General features: G+C 69.6%; 15 protein-coding genes and 2 pseudogenes. 10 read left to right on the top strand and 7 right to left on the bottom strand.

All coding sequences use genetic code 11. The annotated features are described in order from the left end of the window. Positions 1-206, bottom strand: a 206-nt coding sequence (locus ACFXAZ_RS21140; protein WP_384593255.1) for a hypothetical protein, incomplete at its 3' end; no start/stop codon positions are given. On the opposite strand from ACFXAZ_RS21140, the gene ACFXAZ_RS21135 reads away from it, so the two are divergent. Together ACFXAZ_RS21135 and ACFXAZ_RS21130 are read left to right on the top strand one after the other, a co-directional pair. Then, complete coding sequence (locus tag ACFXAZ_RS21135; protein ID WP_384593252.1) at positions 205-1,242, top strand: LuxR C-terminal-related transcriptional regulator; 1,038 nt, start codon at positions 205-207, stop codon at positions 1,240-1,242. The genes ACFXAZ_RS21140 and ACFXAZ_RS21135 overlap by 2 nt on opposite strands. Before the next feature lie 8 nt (positions 1,243-1,250). Next, positions 1,251-1,649 carry a hypothetical protein gene (locus ACFXAZ_RS21130; protein WP_384593249.1) on the top strand — a complete coding sequence of 133 codons (399 nt, stop codon included), beginning with the start codon at positions 1,251-1,253 and terminating at the stop codon, positions 1,647-1,649. 41 nt (positions 1,650-1,690) lie between these two features. On the opposite strand, the pseudogene ACFXAZ_RS21125 reads toward ACFXAZ_RS21130, so the two are convergent. Beyond that, positions 1,691-1,849: pseudogene (locus ACFXAZ_RS21125) on the bottom strand (GntR family transcriptional regulator); the annotation flags it as partial. A gap of 211 nt (positions 1,850-2,060) precedes the next feature. Here ACFXAZ_RS21125 and ACFXAZ_RS21120 point away from each other — a divergent pair. The 4 genes from ACFXAZ_RS21120 (at position 2,061) to ACFXAZ_RS21105 (ending at position 5,324) form a co-directional block, all read left to right on the top strand. Next, complete coding sequence (locus ACFXAZ_RS21120; protein ID WP_384593247.1) at positions 2,061-2,273, top strand: hypothetical protein; 213 nt, start codon at positions 2,061-2,063, stop codon at positions 2,271-2,273. A 51-nt stretch (positions 2,274-2,324) separates the two neighbouring features. Next, on the top strand, positions 2,325-3,311 hold the full coding sequence (locus ACFXAZ_RS21115) for a nucleoside hydrolase (protein WP_384593244.1): 987 nt from the start codon (positions 2,325-2,327) through the stop codon (positions 3,309-3,311). 359 nt (positions 3,312-3,670) lie between these two features. Next, entirely contained in the window at positions 3,671-5,164 is a 1,494-nt protein-coding gene (locus ACFXAZ_RS21110; protein ID WP_384593241.1) for an NAD-binding protein, read from the top strand. Then, on the top strand, positions 5,157-5,324 hold the full coding sequence (locus tag ACFXAZ_RS21105; RefSeq protein ID WP_384593238.1) for a hypothetical protein: 168 nt from the start codon (positions 5,157-5,159) through the stop codon (positions 5,322-5,324). Before ACFXAZ_RS21110 ends, ACFXAZ_RS21105 begins: the two co-directional genes overlap by 8 nt. Positions 5,325-5,486: 162 nt before the next feature. On the opposite strand, the gene ACFXAZ_RS21100 is transcribed toward ACFXAZ_RS21105, so the two are convergent. The 3 genes from ACFXAZ_RS21100 to ACFXAZ_RS21090 all read right to left on the bottom strand — a co-directional run bounded on the left by ACFXAZ_RS21100 (position 5,487) and on the right by ACFXAZ_RS21090 (position 9,722). After that, a complete protein-coding gene (locus ACFXAZ_RS21100) occupies positions 5,487-6,200 on the bottom strand; it encodes an alpha/beta hydrolase (protein ID WP_384593235.1) in 714 nt (237 codons plus the stop codon). A 292-nt stretch (positions 6,201-6,492) separates the two neighbouring features. Beyond that, on the bottom strand, positions 6,493-8,805 hold the full coding sequence (locus tag ACFXAZ_RS21095) for an acetate--CoA ligase family protein (protein ID WP_384593232.1): 2,313 nt from the start codon (positions 8,803-8,805) through the stop codon (positions 6,493-6,495). Then, the gene (locus ACFXAZ_RS21090) at positions 8,802-9,722 is read right to left on the bottom strand and encodes a p-hydroxycinnamoyl CoA hydratase/lyase (protein WP_384593229.1); all 921 of its coding nucleotides are present in this window, start codon (positions 9,720-9,722) and stop codon (positions 8,802-8,804) included. The genes ACFXAZ_RS21095 and ACFXAZ_RS21090 overlap by 4 nt, the downstream gene beginning before the upstream one ends. A 105-nt stretch (positions 9,723-9,827) precedes the next feature. On the opposite strand from ACFXAZ_RS21090, the gene ACFXAZ_RS21085 reads away from it, so the two are divergent. From ACFXAZ_RS21085 to ACFXAZ_RS21070, 4 genes and pseudogenes are all read left to right on the top strand, one after another. Continuing rightward, complete coding sequence (locus ACFXAZ_RS21085; RefSeq protein ID WP_384593226.1) at positions 9,828-10,700, top strand: PaaX family transcriptional regulator C-terminal domain-containing protein; 873 nt, start codon at positions 9,828-9,830, stop codon at positions 10,698-10,700. Between the two features lie 400 nt (positions 10,701-11,100). Then, complete coding sequence (locus ACFXAZ_RS21080) at positions 11,101-11,943, top strand: hypothetical protein (protein WP_384593223.1); 843 nt, start codon at positions 11,101-11,103, stop codon at positions 11,941-11,943. 160 nt (positions 11,944-12,103) lie between these two features. Continuing rightward, positions 12,104-12,550, top strand: coding sequence for a hypothetical protein (locus ACFXAZ_RS21075; RefSeq protein ID WP_384593220.1), 447 nt, complete (start codon positions 12,104-12,106; stop codon positions 12,548-12,550). Between the two features lie 68 nt (positions 12,551-12,618). Continuing rightward, a pseudogene (locus ACFXAZ_RS21070) lies at positions 12,619-12,768 on the top strand (methylisocitrate lyase); the annotation flags it as partial. 16 nt (positions 12,769-12,784) lie between these two features. On the opposite strand, the gene ACFXAZ_RS21065 reads toward ACFXAZ_RS21070, so the two are convergent. Together ACFXAZ_RS21065 and ACFXAZ_RS21060 are read right to left on the bottom strand one after the other, a co-directional pair. Beyond that, positions 12,785-14,701, bottom strand: coding sequence for a KedN5 family methylcobalamin-dependent radical SAM C-methyltransferase (locus ACFXAZ_RS21065; RefSeq protein WP_384593217.1), 1,917 nt, complete (start codon positions 14,699-14,701; stop codon positions 12,785-12,787). Further along, positions 14,691-15,494, bottom strand: a complete 804-nt coding sequence (locus ACFXAZ_RS21060) for a hypothetical protein (RefSeq protein ID WP_384593214.1) — start codon at positions 15,492-15,494, stop codon at positions 14,691-14,693. The genes ACFXAZ_RS21065 and ACFXAZ_RS21060 overlap by 11 nt, the downstream gene beginning before the upstream one ends. Positions 15,495-15,813 lie beyond the last annotated feature (319 nt).

The raw sequence follows: 15,813 nt of genomic DNA, 5'->3' as shown, positions 1-15,813 counted from the left end.
GCCCGCACCCGGGCGGGCCCTCGGCGCCCCATGTCCCGCCCGTCCTCCCGCCTGCTGCGGCCGGCCGGTCCGTTCAGCAGACCCCGACGGTTGACGCCCGACGCCGCCGTCGTGGAAGGTGGATCCGCGCTCATCCGGGCGGTCGCCTCGGCGCGGCCCGCCCCGCCGAGCGGATCAGGAGCGGAATCCAGAGCGGAGGACGCCATGAGCAGAGCCCTACCGGAGCCGGTCCGGCAGCTGTCGCCCGTGTTCGTCGCCGAACTGGTCACCTCACCTTCCCTCCAGCGGCTGCTGGAACGTTTCCTCGACGAGGCTCCGGGCCGGCTCGGGTCCTTCGCCGCCGGTGTCTACCTGCACGACCACGCGACCGGGCGCCCCATCGCCGCCGAGATACGGGGCCTGGGCAACTACTACCAGCGCAGCTACGAACGCTTCGGCCGCGACCACGATCCCATCGTCCAGAACGCCCTGCGTGACCGAAAGGTCTACGACAGTGACTCGCTGATGCCCCGGGAGGAGTGGCTGAAGCTCCCGGTCGTGCACGAGGTGTTCGCCCCGCACGCCATGGCACGCGTGCTCTGCGCCCCCTTGGTCGTCGGCGACGAGGTGGCCGGAACCCTGAATCTGGCCCGGCGGGACGAACAGCCGGAGTTCACCGAAGCGGACCGCGACGCGGCACAGGTGGCGGCCACCGTGCTGGGTATCGCCGTGTCCGCGGTGCGTCGGAGCGCCGCGACGGAACGGGAGCGCACCCAGTTGACCGCGGCGCTCGACCGGTGCGGCACCCCGGTGGTGCTGACCGACCTGGGCCTGGCCCAACGCCACTTCAACGCGCCCGCACTCGCCCTGTTCGACCGGCTCGGGGCCGCCCGCCCGGAGGTCGAGCGGCTGCTCGACTGCGACGACGAGTCCGCCGTGGCCTCCTGGTCGGCCGCCGACGGCCAGGGAACGGAGCTGCACCTCACGGTCACCTCGCAGCGCCTGCCGGGTCAGCCCGACGTGATCGTGTCGGTCATCGCCAGGCGCGGCACCTCCTCGCGCACCATCAGCCCGACGCAACGGGCGCTGCTCACCCCGCGCGAGATCGAGATCGCCACCCATGTCCTGGCCGGCCGCCGCGACGATGAGATCGCGGCCACCCTGGTCATCAGCCGCCACACGGTCAAGGACCACGTCAAGTCCATCTACACCAAACTCGCCGTCCACACCCGCGCGGAGCTGCTCGACCGGCTGCTGTTCTGAACGAGTCCGTGGCAACCGACCCGGCCTACCGGGTGGCCGCCGACTGCGTCGGCGACGACACCTGCCACGCCACCTTCTACGGCAAGGACCGCCAGAACCAACTGCCCGGACTCGCCCTCTTCGCCATCGGCGCCCACGCCGGGGACGACGGCACCTCGCGGGAACGGCTCTGCGCCGTGACGCAGTCCCCCGAAGCGGCCCGCGCGGTCACCGCCGCCCCGCGGCCCGAGACCATCGAAGGTGAAAAATTCGCCGGAGCCCGAATCGGTGTGGGCAGCGGCTCCGCACCACTGGTCACGATGGAATGGGAGAACTCCACAGCCTCGGGCACCCGCTGGCGATGGGCTCTGACGGCCTGGGAGATGGCTTCGTCCTCTTCGGCAGTCTCCGGCTGGGACGCCAAATAGCCCGCACCGTCGACTTCCGCGCCGGTCCTTCCCCGCCCCGGCCGGATGTCCACGCCTCCCAGCTGGGACAGGATCCTTCCGCCTTCGTGGATGACGCTGCGGCTCACATCGAACCGTGCCGCGAGCTTCGGTTCCGTCGGCGGCTTGGCCCCGGCAGGAAGGCGCTGATCGATCAGATCCTGCTGGATCTGCCGAGCAATGTCCTCAGGGAGCCGTGAGCGGCACCCTCACCTCCGCCCCGCCTCGACCCTTGAAGACTGACCATCTCCCTCCTAACATCAGATGATAGGACGATCCCGCTCGCCAGGTAATGCAGAGAAAGGGCCCCATGGCGCCCATCATCGACTTGACCCACTCCCTCCACGACCGGGCAGAGGCATATCCGAAGCCCTCGCACAGGCGGGCACCCGGATGATCGGCCTGGAGCAGCCCTCCGTCCACCGCGACCATGCCACCGGCCTGCGCATCCACAAACTGCTCCTCGGCGCGGAGTGCCACATCGTCGAAGGGCTCGACCTGTCGCGGGTCGGACCGGGCCCCCTGAACGTGACCTGCCTGCCGCTGAAGCCGGCAGGCGCCGACGGAGCCCCCGTCCGGGCCATCGCCTCCACCGACGGCCGGTAGCCCTCGTCCCATCCGACCCTCGCGCCCTCAAAACCTTCGAAGGAATTCCGTATGACCCCCTCACCCGGCGTGCTCGTCGTCGACACCGATACCGGCATCGACGATGCGATGGCACTCGTCCACGCGCTGCTGGACAACGCCCCGATCGAACTGATCACCACCGTGCACGGCAACTCCGATGTCGACTCCTGCACACGGAACGCCCTGGAACTGCTGGAGCTGACACAGACCGACATCCCGGTCGCACGAGGCGCGCAGGGGCCGATCATCCAGGGGTGCGGTGCAGCTCCCCAGATCCATGGGATCGAAGGGCGAGGATCTCTGCCCGCCCCCGTGCTGCGAACGCGACCGGTTCCCGGCCACGCGGTGCAGCGGATCCTCGAAATGGTGGCGTCGAACCCTTCCGAGGTCACCATCGTGGCCATGGGCCGCCTCACCAACGTGGCCCTGGCCTGTCTTCTCGAACCTCAGACCATGAAGTCCGTACGGAAGGTGGTCTGGATGGGTGGCGCCGTCAGCGTCTCCGGAAACACCTCACCGGTCGCCGAAGCGAATCTCGACGGTGATCCCGAGGCTCTCCGTATCGTCCTCGCCCATGGCGTACCCCTGACGATCCTCCCGCTGGACGTGACCATGGATGTCCGCCTCACCCAGGACGACCTGAACAGTCTCGCCGCCTCCGCACATCGCGCAGTCGTACATCTGACCCGCCTCGTGCCGTTCTATCTCGATGCCTACGAAGCGATCCTCGGGGTGCGCGAATGCGCGCTGCACTGCGGGCTACTGATGGGAATCGTCATGGACCCGAGTCTCGTCACCGCCAGCACCCGCCTACCCGTCACAGTGGAGCTCCAGGGCGAACACACCCGGGGAATGCTCGTCGTGGACCGCCGGGAAGCCCGTGGCGTGCGGACTCCCGCCGTCCCCAGCGATATCCACACGCCGGAGATCATCACCGGCGTGGACGGCCAGAAGTACAAGGCGCAGTTCCTCGCCGCCCTTCTCGGCACCACCTCGACGGCCACCGGGAGCCGTTGACCGCTCAGGGCCGGAGTGCGCCCCGACGCGCTGCCGAGTACCCCGACCTCGTCAGCAGCGCCACCACCGAGGGCTTCACCCGGTGGCACTTCCGAAGCTGGGCCGGACCGTTGAAGTCCCGCACGCCCACACACCGGGCCATGCCGCCCCCGTGCCACGGCACCGGCAGCGGCCACTGCCTACGGCACATACGCCACAAGGACGCCCCCGCGGATGGCCCCCGGCCCAGCGTGACGCGGTGCTCAATGAATGGGCCCGGAGGCGCGGGCAGCGACAGCCCGGACACCCTCGGCCCCAGCACCCCGACAACGCCGGTCCCCTGCGCGGGGTCGGACTCAGTACCCCGCAGAGAGGCCGACTTGAGCCCGCCAACCTCCCGCCGACACACACACGCCCCAGTCACGGGGCAGCACATCGTCATCATCGAGGACGACGAAGCTCTCGGCTGCTCGGCCGCCGTGCTGACCGAGCGTTGGGGCAGCACAGCACACCGCCTGACCCGGCCTGACGACGCCGCCCTGCGCCGGCAGCTCCAGGAGCCGACCGACGGCATCGCCATCGTCTCCCGCGACGACATCGTCGCCCTTCGCTATGCGCTGCTGGTCGAACACCTGAGGCCGGGGGTCCGCCTGGTGGTGACCATCTTCGACCGTACGGTCGCCGACGAGGTCGCCCGGACGATCCCCAACTGCACGGTTCTCAGCATGACCGACGCCGTCCTGCCCAGCCTCCTGGCCAGTTGTCTCGCACCGCGCTACGCCATCCTTCTCCCTGCGAGCACGGGCGTGATGGGCGTACGGCGGGACGGCTCGACCACCACAGTCGACCGCCTGTCGAGGCGTGCCCTGAGCAAGGACACGCCGTCCCAGCCGCGCACCACCCCTTCAGACTGGTTCCGTTCCCTCGGCACCTCCGCCAGAGCCCTCGTCGCGAGTCTCACCGCCCTGCTCACGGTTCTCGCCACGGACATCACCCTAGGTGTGGCCGTCCTCCACGAGGACTGGACGGACGCCGTCTGGAACGCCGCCCGGACACTCACCACCATCGGTTCCTCCCCCGCCGTCGAGCACGGGCCGGGCTGGTACAAGATCCTCTCCGCCGCTTCGATGCTCGGCGCCCTGGTCCTGGCCGCCGTCTTCACCGCCGGCGTCGTCGACCGACTCACCGGGCACCGGTTGACGAGCGTCTTCGGATCCCGCTCCATCCCGACCCGGAACCACGTCATCGTCGTGGGACTGGGCCAAGTGGGTCTGCGCCTCTCCGCGCAACTACGGCAGCTCGGCATCAAAGTGGTCGCGGTGGAGCGCGATCCACAGGCCACCTGCCTCGCCCTGGCTCGGTCCCGTGGCATTCCCGTCGTTCTCGGCAGGGGCGGTGACCGCTTCCTCCTGGAGCGTCTCCGTATCCGGCGGGCACGGGCCCTGGCCGCGGTTGCCTCGGACGGACTGGAGAACATCGCCGTCGCCGTCGCCACGCGCGCGATAGCCACCGAACAGCGCATCGTGCTGCGAGCCGGCGGCGACGAAGTCACCACCGAATCGCAGTCCCTCCTCCGCATCGGTGCCGTGTGTGACGACACACGAATCATCGGAGCGTACGTCGCCGCCACCGTCCTCGACGCCGAGCCGCTCAGCGTATTCACCGTTCACGGCCGCACACTTGCCCTCTTCCCACTCGATCGGGTCGTCGATCTGGAGACATGGGACACCCGCCACCCTGCGCACACGGACTCCGCACGAAGCAGCGCAGGAGGCGGGCACACTCAGGAGCTGGGCAGCGCGGACCAGGCAATGCCGCGCCAGGACGCGAGGGGCCGACCGAGCGGAAAACAGTCAGCAGCAGCGGATGGCTGAGCCACCGCCCACGGCGACCGCGACGCAGTCGACGCTGGACAAGCACACGGTGGAGTCGGAGGAAGCGTCGTCCTCGGAAGCGGACGTCGTTGATGTCGTGGGCGGTGTCGAGTTCGCCCGCCGGACGCGGGGGAGCGTCCGCCCCGAAGCACCTACGTGAAGACCCCCACCCAACCCGGCGATGTGGCGACGGCGTTCGCGCTACTGCTCAGCGCCGTCGCCACATGTCACCGGCTCGACCTCAGAGTTCGACGGCGCTGTGCCCCACCACGCCGTACCCCACCACGGCCCATCACGCCGTGCCGCACCACGCGGTGCCCCGTCATGGCGTGGCGGAGGTGTCATCCCGGCGGACGCGGTCGTAGCGGTCGGCGATCAGATCGGCAACCAGGTCCGGCCGCGACAGGAACGGTGAGTGACTGGTGTCGAACTCCACCAGTTCATCGGCGTTGTGGGCCATGGCGCGCTGGTCCTCGGGGTGGATCACCCGGTCCTGTTGGCACAGCACGTAGGTCGTCGGGATGGTGCGCCACGCGGCCTCCCGGTCGGCGGTGATCGGCTTGAAGGCGCCGACGGCGACCGGGCGCATCGTGGCGATCATGCGCTCCGCCAGTTCCTCACCCACATCGTGGTAGAACGCCTCCTTGGCCCGTGACGCGTCGATGGTGATGTGGCCGTCTCTGTTCACCTGCGCCGATCCGGCCTCGGTCGCACGCCGCTGATCCGGGGGTGTCACCGGCACACCCGCCTCGGTCATGAAGGCCGCGAGATAGATGAGGTGTTTCACCTGAGGCAGCCCGGACACCCCGAGCGTCACGGGGCTGCCGCCCCATGAGTGGCCCACCACGATCACCTCGCCGCCCTGCGCCTGGACGGCGGCGCGGACGACAGCGGCGTCCACGTCCAGCCTGGTCATGGGCAGCCGCACGGCGGTCGACGGGATGCCCCGTGCGCCGAGTTCGTCCCGCAGCAGATCCCAGCAGGTGTGGTCGTGCCAGGCGCCATGCACCAGCACCACGGTCGTCTGCTCAGCCATGTGTCTCCTTACGTTGCCATGCGGGTCCCGGCCGCCTGTGCCGAGGTTCGGAGGTGGCCCACAGCGGGGCTCACAGGGGGGCTCACAGCATGTGCTCGCCGGATGGGGCGGTCCACGAAGCCGACATAGAGCGGCTCAAGCGCGGCTCGTACCCTGATGACATGGCCCGCCGCCGAGCCGGTCGCGGCCGGCTGCCGACCGGCGGCCGGTGGGAGCCCTTTCGCCGTGCCCGCACCCGGTCGCCCGTCGCCGCCGAAGCGGCCGGACCGGGTGATCGTGGTCAGCGGCGTCATCAGGTGGTCGTCTCCGAGAGGGGAAGATCCGGTGCGGGCCGGGCGGCGTCGGTCTCTGCTCCCGCGCCGGAGCCGTCCGGTGACGGACCGGATGAGTGAGCCGGGGCGTCGGGCGCCGCCAGCACCAGCAGGGCGTCGGCGACCCGGGCCCCGCGAGGTCCGGCGATCACCGGGTTCAGATCGATCTCGCTCACCTCGGGGTGAGTGATCATGAACTCGCCCACGGCGACCGCGACATCGGCGACCGCCCTGACATCGACCGGAGCCGTGCCCCGGGCCCCGGTCAGCAACGCGGCACCCTTCAGACGCAGCAACTCGTCGGCGATGTCGGGCGCGCTCAGGTCGGGCGGCAGGAGCCGTACGTCGTGCAGGGTCTCGATCCACACGCCACCCAGCCCCACCAGCAGCACCGGGCCCCAGGCGGGATCGCGGCGCCCGCCGATCACGAGTTCCACGCCCGGCTCGGCCATCTGCTCGACGAGGACACCGTCCAAGGAGAGCGTCGGCAACCGATCGGCCACCGCGCCGCACACCCGCTCGTACGCACGGCGCACCGCGTCGGCGTCACCGAGACCCAGCGCCACCGCGCCGAGATCGCTCTTGTGCGTCATCGCGGCCGACTGCGCCTTGACCGCCACCGGATACCCCAGACTCCGGGCGACGGCGACAGCCTCATCGGCCGAGGAGACCAGGCTGCCGTCCGGGACCGGGACACCGATCGCGCGCAACAGCTCCTTGGCCCGCCATTCGGCCTGCGGACCGGCAGGCAGTCCCAGCGGCTCCGCCCGGGGGCCCACCTCCCGCCGCCCGTGCCGAGCGGCGACCGCGACCTCGCGCAGCCGGGCCAGCGCCCGCACCGAGCGCTCGGGAGAGCGGCTGGTCACCGCCCCGCTGCGCTGCGCCAACTCGGCGACCTCAGGCCACAGGTCCCGGTCCTCCTCGGCGACGCTGAAGACGGCCGGGATCCGCCGGGCCCGTGTCGTCTCGGCGATGAAGCCTTCCAGGGCCGAGCGCATGGAGGGCTGGTTGAGATAGGGCAGCGTGAGCAGCAGGCTTCCCGTGGCCGGATCGTCGACCACGGCCCGGATCGCGGCCGGGACGATCGTGTCGTCCAGGGCGAGACCGGTGCCGAGATCCACCGGATTACGGGGGGTGAGGTAGTCCGGCGACCGCTCGGCCAACGCGGCGCGCGTGGGCGCGGACAGTTCGGCCAGCGGCAGGCCGACGTCGTCGGCGTAGTCCTGAAGGAGGACACCGACGGCACCTGAGCCGTTGACCGATACCAGCCCGGCATCGCTCAACTCCGGCTCGTGCCGCAGCAGTTCGGTCAGGTCGATCAGTTCCTCAAGCGTATGGGCGACCACTCCGCCGACGCCGGTGAGCACGGTGCTGATCAGTGCGTGGTCGCCGCTCAGCGCTCCGGTGTGGGACTGCGCCGCGGCCCGGGCCGCGGCGCTGCGGCCGGGGTGCAGCACGACCACCGGCTTGCCCGCGGCGCGGGCCGCGGCCACGGCGGCGAGAAAGCGGTCCGGTCGCCGGATCTGTTCCGCGTAGACGGCGATCGTGCCGATCAGCGGTTCCTGCCGGAAGAGCTCGACGAAGTCCGCGAGGTCCAGGTCGGCCTCATTGCCCGTGGACACGGAGTACGCGATCGGTACGCCTCGCCGCGTCAGGGAGCCGACCACATGAGCGGCCAGCGAGCCGCTCTGCGCGGCCACCGCCACCGCCGGTCCGCGGTCGCGCGGCATCGGCTGCTGCTTGGCCATCGGCGTCATCTTGATGTGAACGCCGTCGACGTAGTTGAAGAAGCCGAGACAGTTGGGTCCCAGCAGCCGGAGGCGACTGGCCCGCACCACCTCGGCCAGCTGCTGCTGCGCCACCTGTCCCGACGGCCCCGCCTCGGCGAACCCCGACGCGAAGCACACCGCGCCCGCCGCACGACCGGCGAGGCCCGCGATGCTCTGGGGCACGGCTGCCGCCGGTACGGCCACCACGGCGAGGTCGACCGGCTCGGGCAGCGCGTCCGTCCCGGGCAGCACCGGCCGTCCCGCGACCTCGCCGGCCTGCCGTCCGACCAGGTGGAGCCGGCCCTCGTAGCCGTTGGACAGCAGGTTGTCCACCAACGTGTGCGATACGGACCGCGCACGGGTCGACACCCCGATGACGGCGATCGACTCCGGTGTGACGATCCTGGCGATCGCCGAACGGCTGCCGCCGCCCGCCGCGTCGGCGGCGGGACTCACTCTTCCCTCGCGCCACGTGTCCGGGTTCGTGTCCGGGGGCGCGTCCGTGTCGGAGCGTGCGGTGCTCACTGTGCGGCGCCTTCGGACCCGGAGCCCGGGCGCACATACCCCTGAAGACCGGGCTTGATCGACTTCTCGTCCAGGAACTGGGCCAGCCCCCGTGCCCGCCCCTGCTCGGGATCGGTGTTGATCGCGGCGGCGAGCTTGGTGTTGATGTAGTCCTCCGCCTCTGTCCAGCCCATCGACCTGATGTGCCGCACGGCCTCCTTGGTGCCCCGCAGCACGGTCGGGTTCTTCGACTTCAGCAACTGGGCGATCTCGATCACCCGCTCGCGCAGCCGGTCGGCCGGGACCGCCTCGGTGACCAGGCGCATCTCGGCGGCTTTGCGGCCGTCGAAGGTCTCGCCGGTCATGCTGTAGTAGAGGGCGTCGCGCAGGCTCATCGTGTGCACGATCGCCTGGGGCACATTGCCGCCCGGAATGATGCCCCAGTTTACTTCCGACAGCCCGAACAGCGCGTCCTCGGCGGCCACGGCGATATCGCAGGACACCAGCGGCGTGAACCCGCCGCCGAAGCAGTATCCGTTCACCATGGCGATGGTCGGCTTCGGGAATCCACGCAGCCGGGGTCCCTGCCACAGATGGGCCGTCCGGCGGCGCATCTCCTGCTGGATCGGCGGCAGCGCGTCGACCTCACGGAAGTACTCCTTGAGGTCCATCCCGGCCGTGAAGGAGTTGCCGGCGCCGGTGAGGACCAGCACCTGGGAGCGCTCGTCGGCCGCGACGGCGTCCAGCACCTCGACCATCTCGTCATTGAGGGTCGGGCTCATCGCGTTGCGCTTCTCCGGACGGTTCAGCACCACCCAGGCAATGCCGTCACGCTCCGTAGCGAGCACTGTCTGCCAGGTGCCGAGTGCCCGGCCTTCCGATTCCGTGACCTCGGTGTTCACAGGATTCGGCCGGTCCGGAAGTGACGTCGTCGCCATGTCGTTCCTCCTTCGTGCGGTACACGCTCTCCCTTAAAGCTAGGCACTTATCTGGCGGTCGTCAATGATGTGGCGACCTTTAGGGTCCGGCCTTACTATCGACCCGTGCCTCTACCGCCCCGCCCCTTGGACGACACCCCTGAAGACCCGCCCGAGCTGGCGCGGGCCCACCGGCCCCAGTTCCTCGCGCTCATGCTGTTCGGCTTCACCGTGTACGAGCGACCCCTGGCGTTGGCGGCGGGTTCGGCCATCGATGTCCTGGCCGACCTGGGGATCTCCACCCACGCGGTCCGCTCGACACTCACCCGCATGACCGACCGCGGACTGCTGACCCGCGTGAAGCACCGCCGGGAGATGTTCTACGCGCTCACCGCCCACGGATCCGCGGTGCTGGCCGATGGTCAGAAGGCCGCTCACCAGCCGCCCGACTGGCCGTGGGACGGGGAATGGACCGTCCTGGGGTTCTCACTGCCGGAAGGGCAGCGAGCCGAACGCCATCAGCTGCGGTCCAGGCTGACCTGGCGTGGCTTCGGCCTGCTGCACAACGGCATGTGGATCGCGCCGGGGCAGGTCGATACCGAGGCACTGCTTTCCGACCTGCACCTGGGCCCGGCCGTCCGCGCCTTCATCGCCCGACCCGTCCCGCCGACCGACAGCGTGCAGCTCATCCACGACGCCTTCGACCTGGAGGCGATCGCCACCCGGTACCGCGCGTTCGTCGCCCGCTGGGAGCACCCCGACCCGACCGGCCGGGCCAAAGCGAGCGCCCTCACCCGCATACTGCTGCTTCAGAGCGAGTGGTCCCAGATCGCGCGCGCCGACCCACGGCTCCCGGTCTCGCACCTCCCGCCGGACTGGCCGGCCAAGGCGGCTCACACCCTGTATCACGATCTGTACCGCGACTTGGAGCCCACGGCCCGACAAGAGAGCGCCGCCCGCACCCGCGTGATCGACGTCCACCCCGACCCGGTCCCCTGAGGTGGGCCCGCAACCAGGGCCGTCGCCGACACGCAGGGGCTGAGCCCAGGGCAACTCCCCTCCGCCTACTGGAGCGCGGGCAGTTCGGCGAGGCCGGGTGATCGGTGTGTGCGGCGGGGCGGTGCCTCTAGAATGCGTCGCACTTCCGGCCGGCGTATGCCCGTCCGACACGAACGTACGGGTGTGGGGGCCCAGACCACTGGGAAACCACCGTCGGCCGACTTCTGCTCCGGGGGGCGCCGTGTCACCACGTTCTGGACCAGGTTGGCGTGCCACGTGGTCGCGGCGCGGGCGCACGACCACACGGGCCTGGCAACGCCAGGAGCGGCGACGGGGAACCGCGCCTGGGCCGAGCGGACTGCGGGGCCGTCTTGTCGGGTTACGCATATGGTTCGTACCCGTGGTCGCGGGAGCCCTGGCGGCGATGCTCGGCAACTGGATCATCGCCACGCCCCGAGAGGTGGTCGACGTCCCCGCGATCCAGGACGGACTGCGTTCCGGGCCGGAGCTCGCGGTGTCGGTGGACATGGTCCAACTCGACGACGAGGGCCTGAGCAAGGTCACCCGCGACGACCACCGACCCGACGCACGGCTCACCGCACTCATGGCGGAACCGGGCGCCGCCACCGCAACCGGATTCGACCAGGCACTGCGCGAAGTGGGCGCCGTCAACCTGGAGACGCTGACGCTCCGGACCGTCTTCACCAGCCGCCGAAACCAGCAGATCAACATCATCGGCATCGAGCCGGAGATCGTGGCGCGTACGGCGCCCTGGTCGGGCACGCTGTTCAGCGCCCCGCCGCAGGCGGGCTCCCCGACGATGAACATGATGTTCGACATGGACCGTGTACGCCCCCAGGCCCGGGACGCCGTCTATGACGACGCCAGCGCGACCATCAAGCCGGGCAAGCCCTTCTTCGCCCAGCGGACCATCACCCTGCGGGACGGCAAACAGCAGGTCGTCCTCGTGCGGGCCCACACCGAGCGCCACTACGTCTCCTTCCGGCTCCGCGTCACCTACATGCTCGGCGACGACCCCAAGACCCTGACCGTCGACGACGACGGACGGCCCTTCGAACTCACGGCGTCCAGCGATGACGCCTCGGGCACCGGGAGCCAGTACCGCCGTGTCTTCGAGTTGCAGAGCGACTTCTCGCTCTGCCAGACCCTCCCGCCCACGGCGGCGTGCCCCAACACAGCCGTGGAACAGGGGCAGACGACGGCTGGTACGGGCGCTCGGTGAACGACCGCCGCCGCCCCCACCCCGCCCTGCTCGCCCTGGCGGCCGTGCTCTCCGCCGCCATGACGCTGGCCCTGCACTCGTCCAGGACGACCACCGCGGCCCCTCCCCGGGCTCCTCCGCCCCGGTGCAGACACGACCGGGAGCGCAGGACCCGACGAACTTGCCGCCCACCGGACCGAGTCCCGCGTGCGCAGGCGCCAATCTGGAAGGCATCACCGGATCCGGCGACGACACCGGAAGCGTCCAGGCGTACTGGCGCGGGCTGGTCGGCCCTGTGTATGAGGCAGCCTGCGCGGGGGACGAGCGCCCCCTGTCCAATCTGTTCCTCTTCGTCGAGTCGCACGAGGACTTCATGACCTCGCCGTGCCCGGGGTGCACACCCGGCGAGATCATCACGATGTGGCTGAAGGACTTCGGATTCGGCACCGAGGACCTCGCCCTGCTCCTGGAGACCCCGCCGACGCAGGACCAGAGCGGGCTGACGTACCGGCGGGGCGACGCCGTCACCTGGTTCTCCCGCGGCACCCACGACACACCGGGCGGATGGGCCGGCCTGTATCCCGGGTGCGAGGCGGATCGCCGGTGCCGCGAGTACCTCGCGCCCTGAGCTTGCTCGTGCCTGTCGGCGTGCGTCTGGCACAGCCATTGGCAAAGCCAACCCCGACGATCAGCCGGACCGGGACCGGCAGGGGCAGGCTGCTCGACGTCCACGCCCTTGCGAACCTCGGCTACGGCATAGCCCCCCACCCCGTCACGCTGCTCCGCCTGGCGATGGGCGCCGTCGAGGACGGGCCGCTCACCCTGGCCCGCGAAGGCACCCAGGACCAGGCCCGGCGTGGCCTCACATGTCGTCTCCCTGGAGAGGTTTGCCGAGGTAGTAGAGGATCTCGTGGCTCGTGGAGTGGACCACGTGCTCCGAACCGCGCCGGTAGTACAGGTCGAACGTGGTCGGCCGGGGAGTGAGATCGACGGGCCGGCCGGCGCGCAGCGAGGCGACGATCCGGGGGATGTCGTAGGCGAAGCCGACCGCGCGGGCGACGTAGTACTCGACGCCGTCCCGGACCTCGGTCGGCAGGCCGGGCTCCGTCGCCGCCTCCGGCGGTGCGTGGACGGGGTGGGTCTCCAGGTCGTAGCGGATCATCTCGTCGAGCAGTGGACGGTGTTCCGTGGCCAGCCGGTCGCGGACGCTCTCCCGCCACCAGCGCCGCAGCAGGTCCTTGGCGGCCGGGTCGGTGTAGAGGATGCCGACGGCGACACCGCGCTGGTCGCGGCCTCCCACCGTGGCGTCCCGCGCGGCGCGCAGCGCGCCCGCGACCGGGCCGTCCGCGCCGTCGATCCAGCGGGCGAAGTCGCGCAGCAGCTGTGTCTGGGTGAACCCGGCGAGTTCCGCCATGCCGACCCAGATGTTTCTCAGTACCAGCATCTCGGCGAGCACCCTGATCCAGAACAGCAGGCGGAGCATCTCCTGATTTTCCGTCAGGCTCGTGCTGCGGTGGGCCAGGACATACTCGAAATCGTCACTGTCGCCACGCACGGTGATGAAACCGTGCTCGGCCTTCTTCGTCGCGTAGTCCGTGTTGGGCAGGATCATCATCGGATACGGCGAGATCTGTGTGACGTGGCGGGCCAGCCGGTCGTAGCCCGCCATGAAGGTCTCCGGCGTCTCTCCCGGCGCGCCCCAGATGAGTTCCGCTTTGACGTCCATGTTCTCCGTGGCGAGCCAGCTGACGAGATCCTCCCAGTCGTTGACCTTCATGTTCTTCCGGTTCATGGTGGCGAGGACGTCGTCGTCGAGGGTCTGGAGGGACAGGACGAAAGAGCTGTGCAGGCCGGCCCGCTTCATCTTCTTGACGATCTCGTAGAAGGTGAGGGACTTGTTCTTCGCCCAGGACGCGACCAGCGCCTTGGGGAATCCGTACTCCGCGCGCACCGCGATCACGTCGTCGATGAAGTCGACATCGCTGCGCAGCATCCCGAAGTTCGCGTCGCACAGAAAGATCGAGTGCACTTTGAGCCGGGCGAACGTCTCGATCTCGGCGCGCAGCCGTCCCCGGGAGAACGTGCGCACCTTCTGCCCGATCGCCCCGCCCCAGTAGCAGAACGCGCATTTGTAGGGACAGCCGCGGTTCGTCTCCATGAGGCCGACCCGGTAGCGGAAGGCGCCGTCCGTGTCGGTGAGGGGGATGGCTCCGGTGAGAACGGGAGACGGTATCTGTTCCAGGTCCTGGATTCGCTCCCGCTCGCGGGTCGTGCGCGCGGTTCCGTCCCGCTTCCGGTACGAGATGCCGTCGATGTGGCTCAGGGTGTCGAGATCGCCGGGATCTCCGCCGTCGAGGTAGGCGTGGAGTATCTCGCGGAAGACGAATTCACCCTCGCCGTTGACCACCACGTCCACCGCCGGGTACATCCGGAAGACCCGTTCGCTCTGGCCGGACACATGGGTGCCGCCGAAGACGACCCAACCGTGCGGATTGAGTTGTTTGAAGGTTTCCGCCAGTTCGCCGAAGGATCGGTAGTTCCAGCCCAGCACGGAGAACGCCAGGACGTCCGGTACCGCACCCGTGAACAACTCGGCGGCCATCTCGGCGAGCGTCGTTCCACCGCGAAAGCTGACGATCTCGATGTTCGCGCCGTGTTCGATGCGTTCGTCGGCGAGCGCGGTGGCCTTGAGATAGCCCGACGCCAGGGGCATCGACTCGCGGCGGCTGGCCCAGACGCCCTGTTCCACCAGCCGGACCGACAATCGCTCACTGGTCATGGCGTGCTCCTTCCCGGACGCGGCCGAGAACCTCGACGATCAGGCAGCCGGGCTGGGCGTGCAGGATGCGGTGGCGTGCGGCCAGCTCGCTCAGGGACTCCGCGTCGACGTCACTGCGCATCGGGGTCTGCACCACGGCCACGTTCCGGCCGGCCCCGCTCCGGGCGGCGATGGTGTCGAGCACGGTCAACACCGGCGGCTGGGTCAGCCGCAGGTCGAGACCGCGCGCGAACGAGAACGCGCTCTGCCACGGCGGCGCCACTATGAACAGGCAGACGCCCTCGACCGGGCAGGGTGCGGTGAAGTAGGCGCCCCAGTCCCCGTGGCGCAGACAGGAGGGCGAGGTGCCCTGAAGGGACAGATTCCGGGCCGTGAGCCGCGCGACGGTGTGGTTCTTCTCGATTCCCAGGACGGGTTTGGCCAAGCTCTGCCCGATGTGCAGCATCAGGTTCCCGGACCCGGCGAAAAGATCGACGACGAGTTCCGGGGTCTCCCGGGCGGAGAGCGTGTCGCGCACGGCCTCGGTAATACGCACCGCGGTGGGATCGATGCAGGCCTCCACCAGCGTACGGCCGGGTACCCGGAATCCTTCGCGATACCACTGACTCGGCGGTCTTCCGTAGAGCGATATTCCCTCGGGGTCGTTGAAGAACACTCGACCCGCATTCTGGATGGTTTCCAGTTCGGTGGGCATGTTGCCGAGTTCGCCCAGCAGCAGGCGTCGGAGTTCGTCGGCATCGTGCCGGATCTTCTGGTCTTCGCTCAACAAGGGCTTTGGCACTTCCCTGGTCAATTCATGCAGTTTCGCTGCGGAGGCACAGCGAAATCACAACGACCTTCGCCGACCCTTCGCCGCGCTGACCGGATTCTTGCCCTTGCCTCCGGCTCGGCGCGATCGAATACCGGACAGTTTCGAGGCAGTTGATGTGATGCTGGAGGTGTCTGCCCCTACCATCTTTCGCTTCTCGCGTGATTCATCGGTGGGCCATGCGATGGCCAAGATCTCCTTTGGGGATACGGCGGGTGCGGCGGGTGCGACGCATGCGCGGATACTGCGAATGCCGCTCCCGGCAGGGACCCGGGCTTGTGGCCAAACGCCTGGAAGGCGCCAG

The sequence above is a fragment of the Streptomyces sp. NPDC059477 genome (assembly GCF_042749375.1).
Classification (GTDB): Bacteria; Actinomycetota; Actinomycetes; order Streptomycetales; family Streptomycetaceae; genus Streptomyces.
The sequence above is the reverse complement of the archived record's forward strand: the minus strand, read 5'-3'. Positions and strand labels throughout refer to the sequence as shown.

Excerpts from the sequence above, each read along its gene's own strand:
- ACFXAZ_RS21115 (WP_384593244.1), top strand. The coding sequence starts at position 2,325 with ATGACCCCCTCACCCGGCGTGCTCGTCGTCGACACCGATACCGGCATC.
- ACFXAZ_RS21100 (WP_384593235.1), bottom strand. The coding sequence starts at position 6,200 with ATGGCTGAGCAGACGACCGTGGTGCTGGTGCATGGCGCCTGGCACGAC.
- ACFXAZ_RS21090 (WP_384593229.1), bottom strand. The coding sequence starts at position 9,722 with ATGGCGACGACGTCACTTCCGGACCGGCCGAATCCTGTGAACACCGAG.
- ACFXAZ_RS21135 (WP_384593252.1), top strand. The coding sequence starts at position 205 with ATGAGCAGAGCCCTACCGGAGCCGGTCCGGCAGCTGTCGCCCGTGTTC.
- ACFXAZ_RS21120 (WP_384593247.1), top strand. The coding sequence starts at position 2,061 with ATGATCGGCCTGGAGCAGCCCTCCGTCCACCGCGACCATGCCACCGGC.
- ACFXAZ_RS21065 (WP_384593217.1), bottom strand. The coding sequence starts at position 14,701 with ATGACCAGTGAGCGATTGTCGGTCCGGCTGGTGGAACAGGGCGTCTGG.
- ACFXAZ_RS21105 (WP_384593238.1), top strand. The coding sequence starts at position 5,157 with ATGGCTGAGCCACCGCCCACGGCGACCGCGACGCAGTCGACGCTGGAC.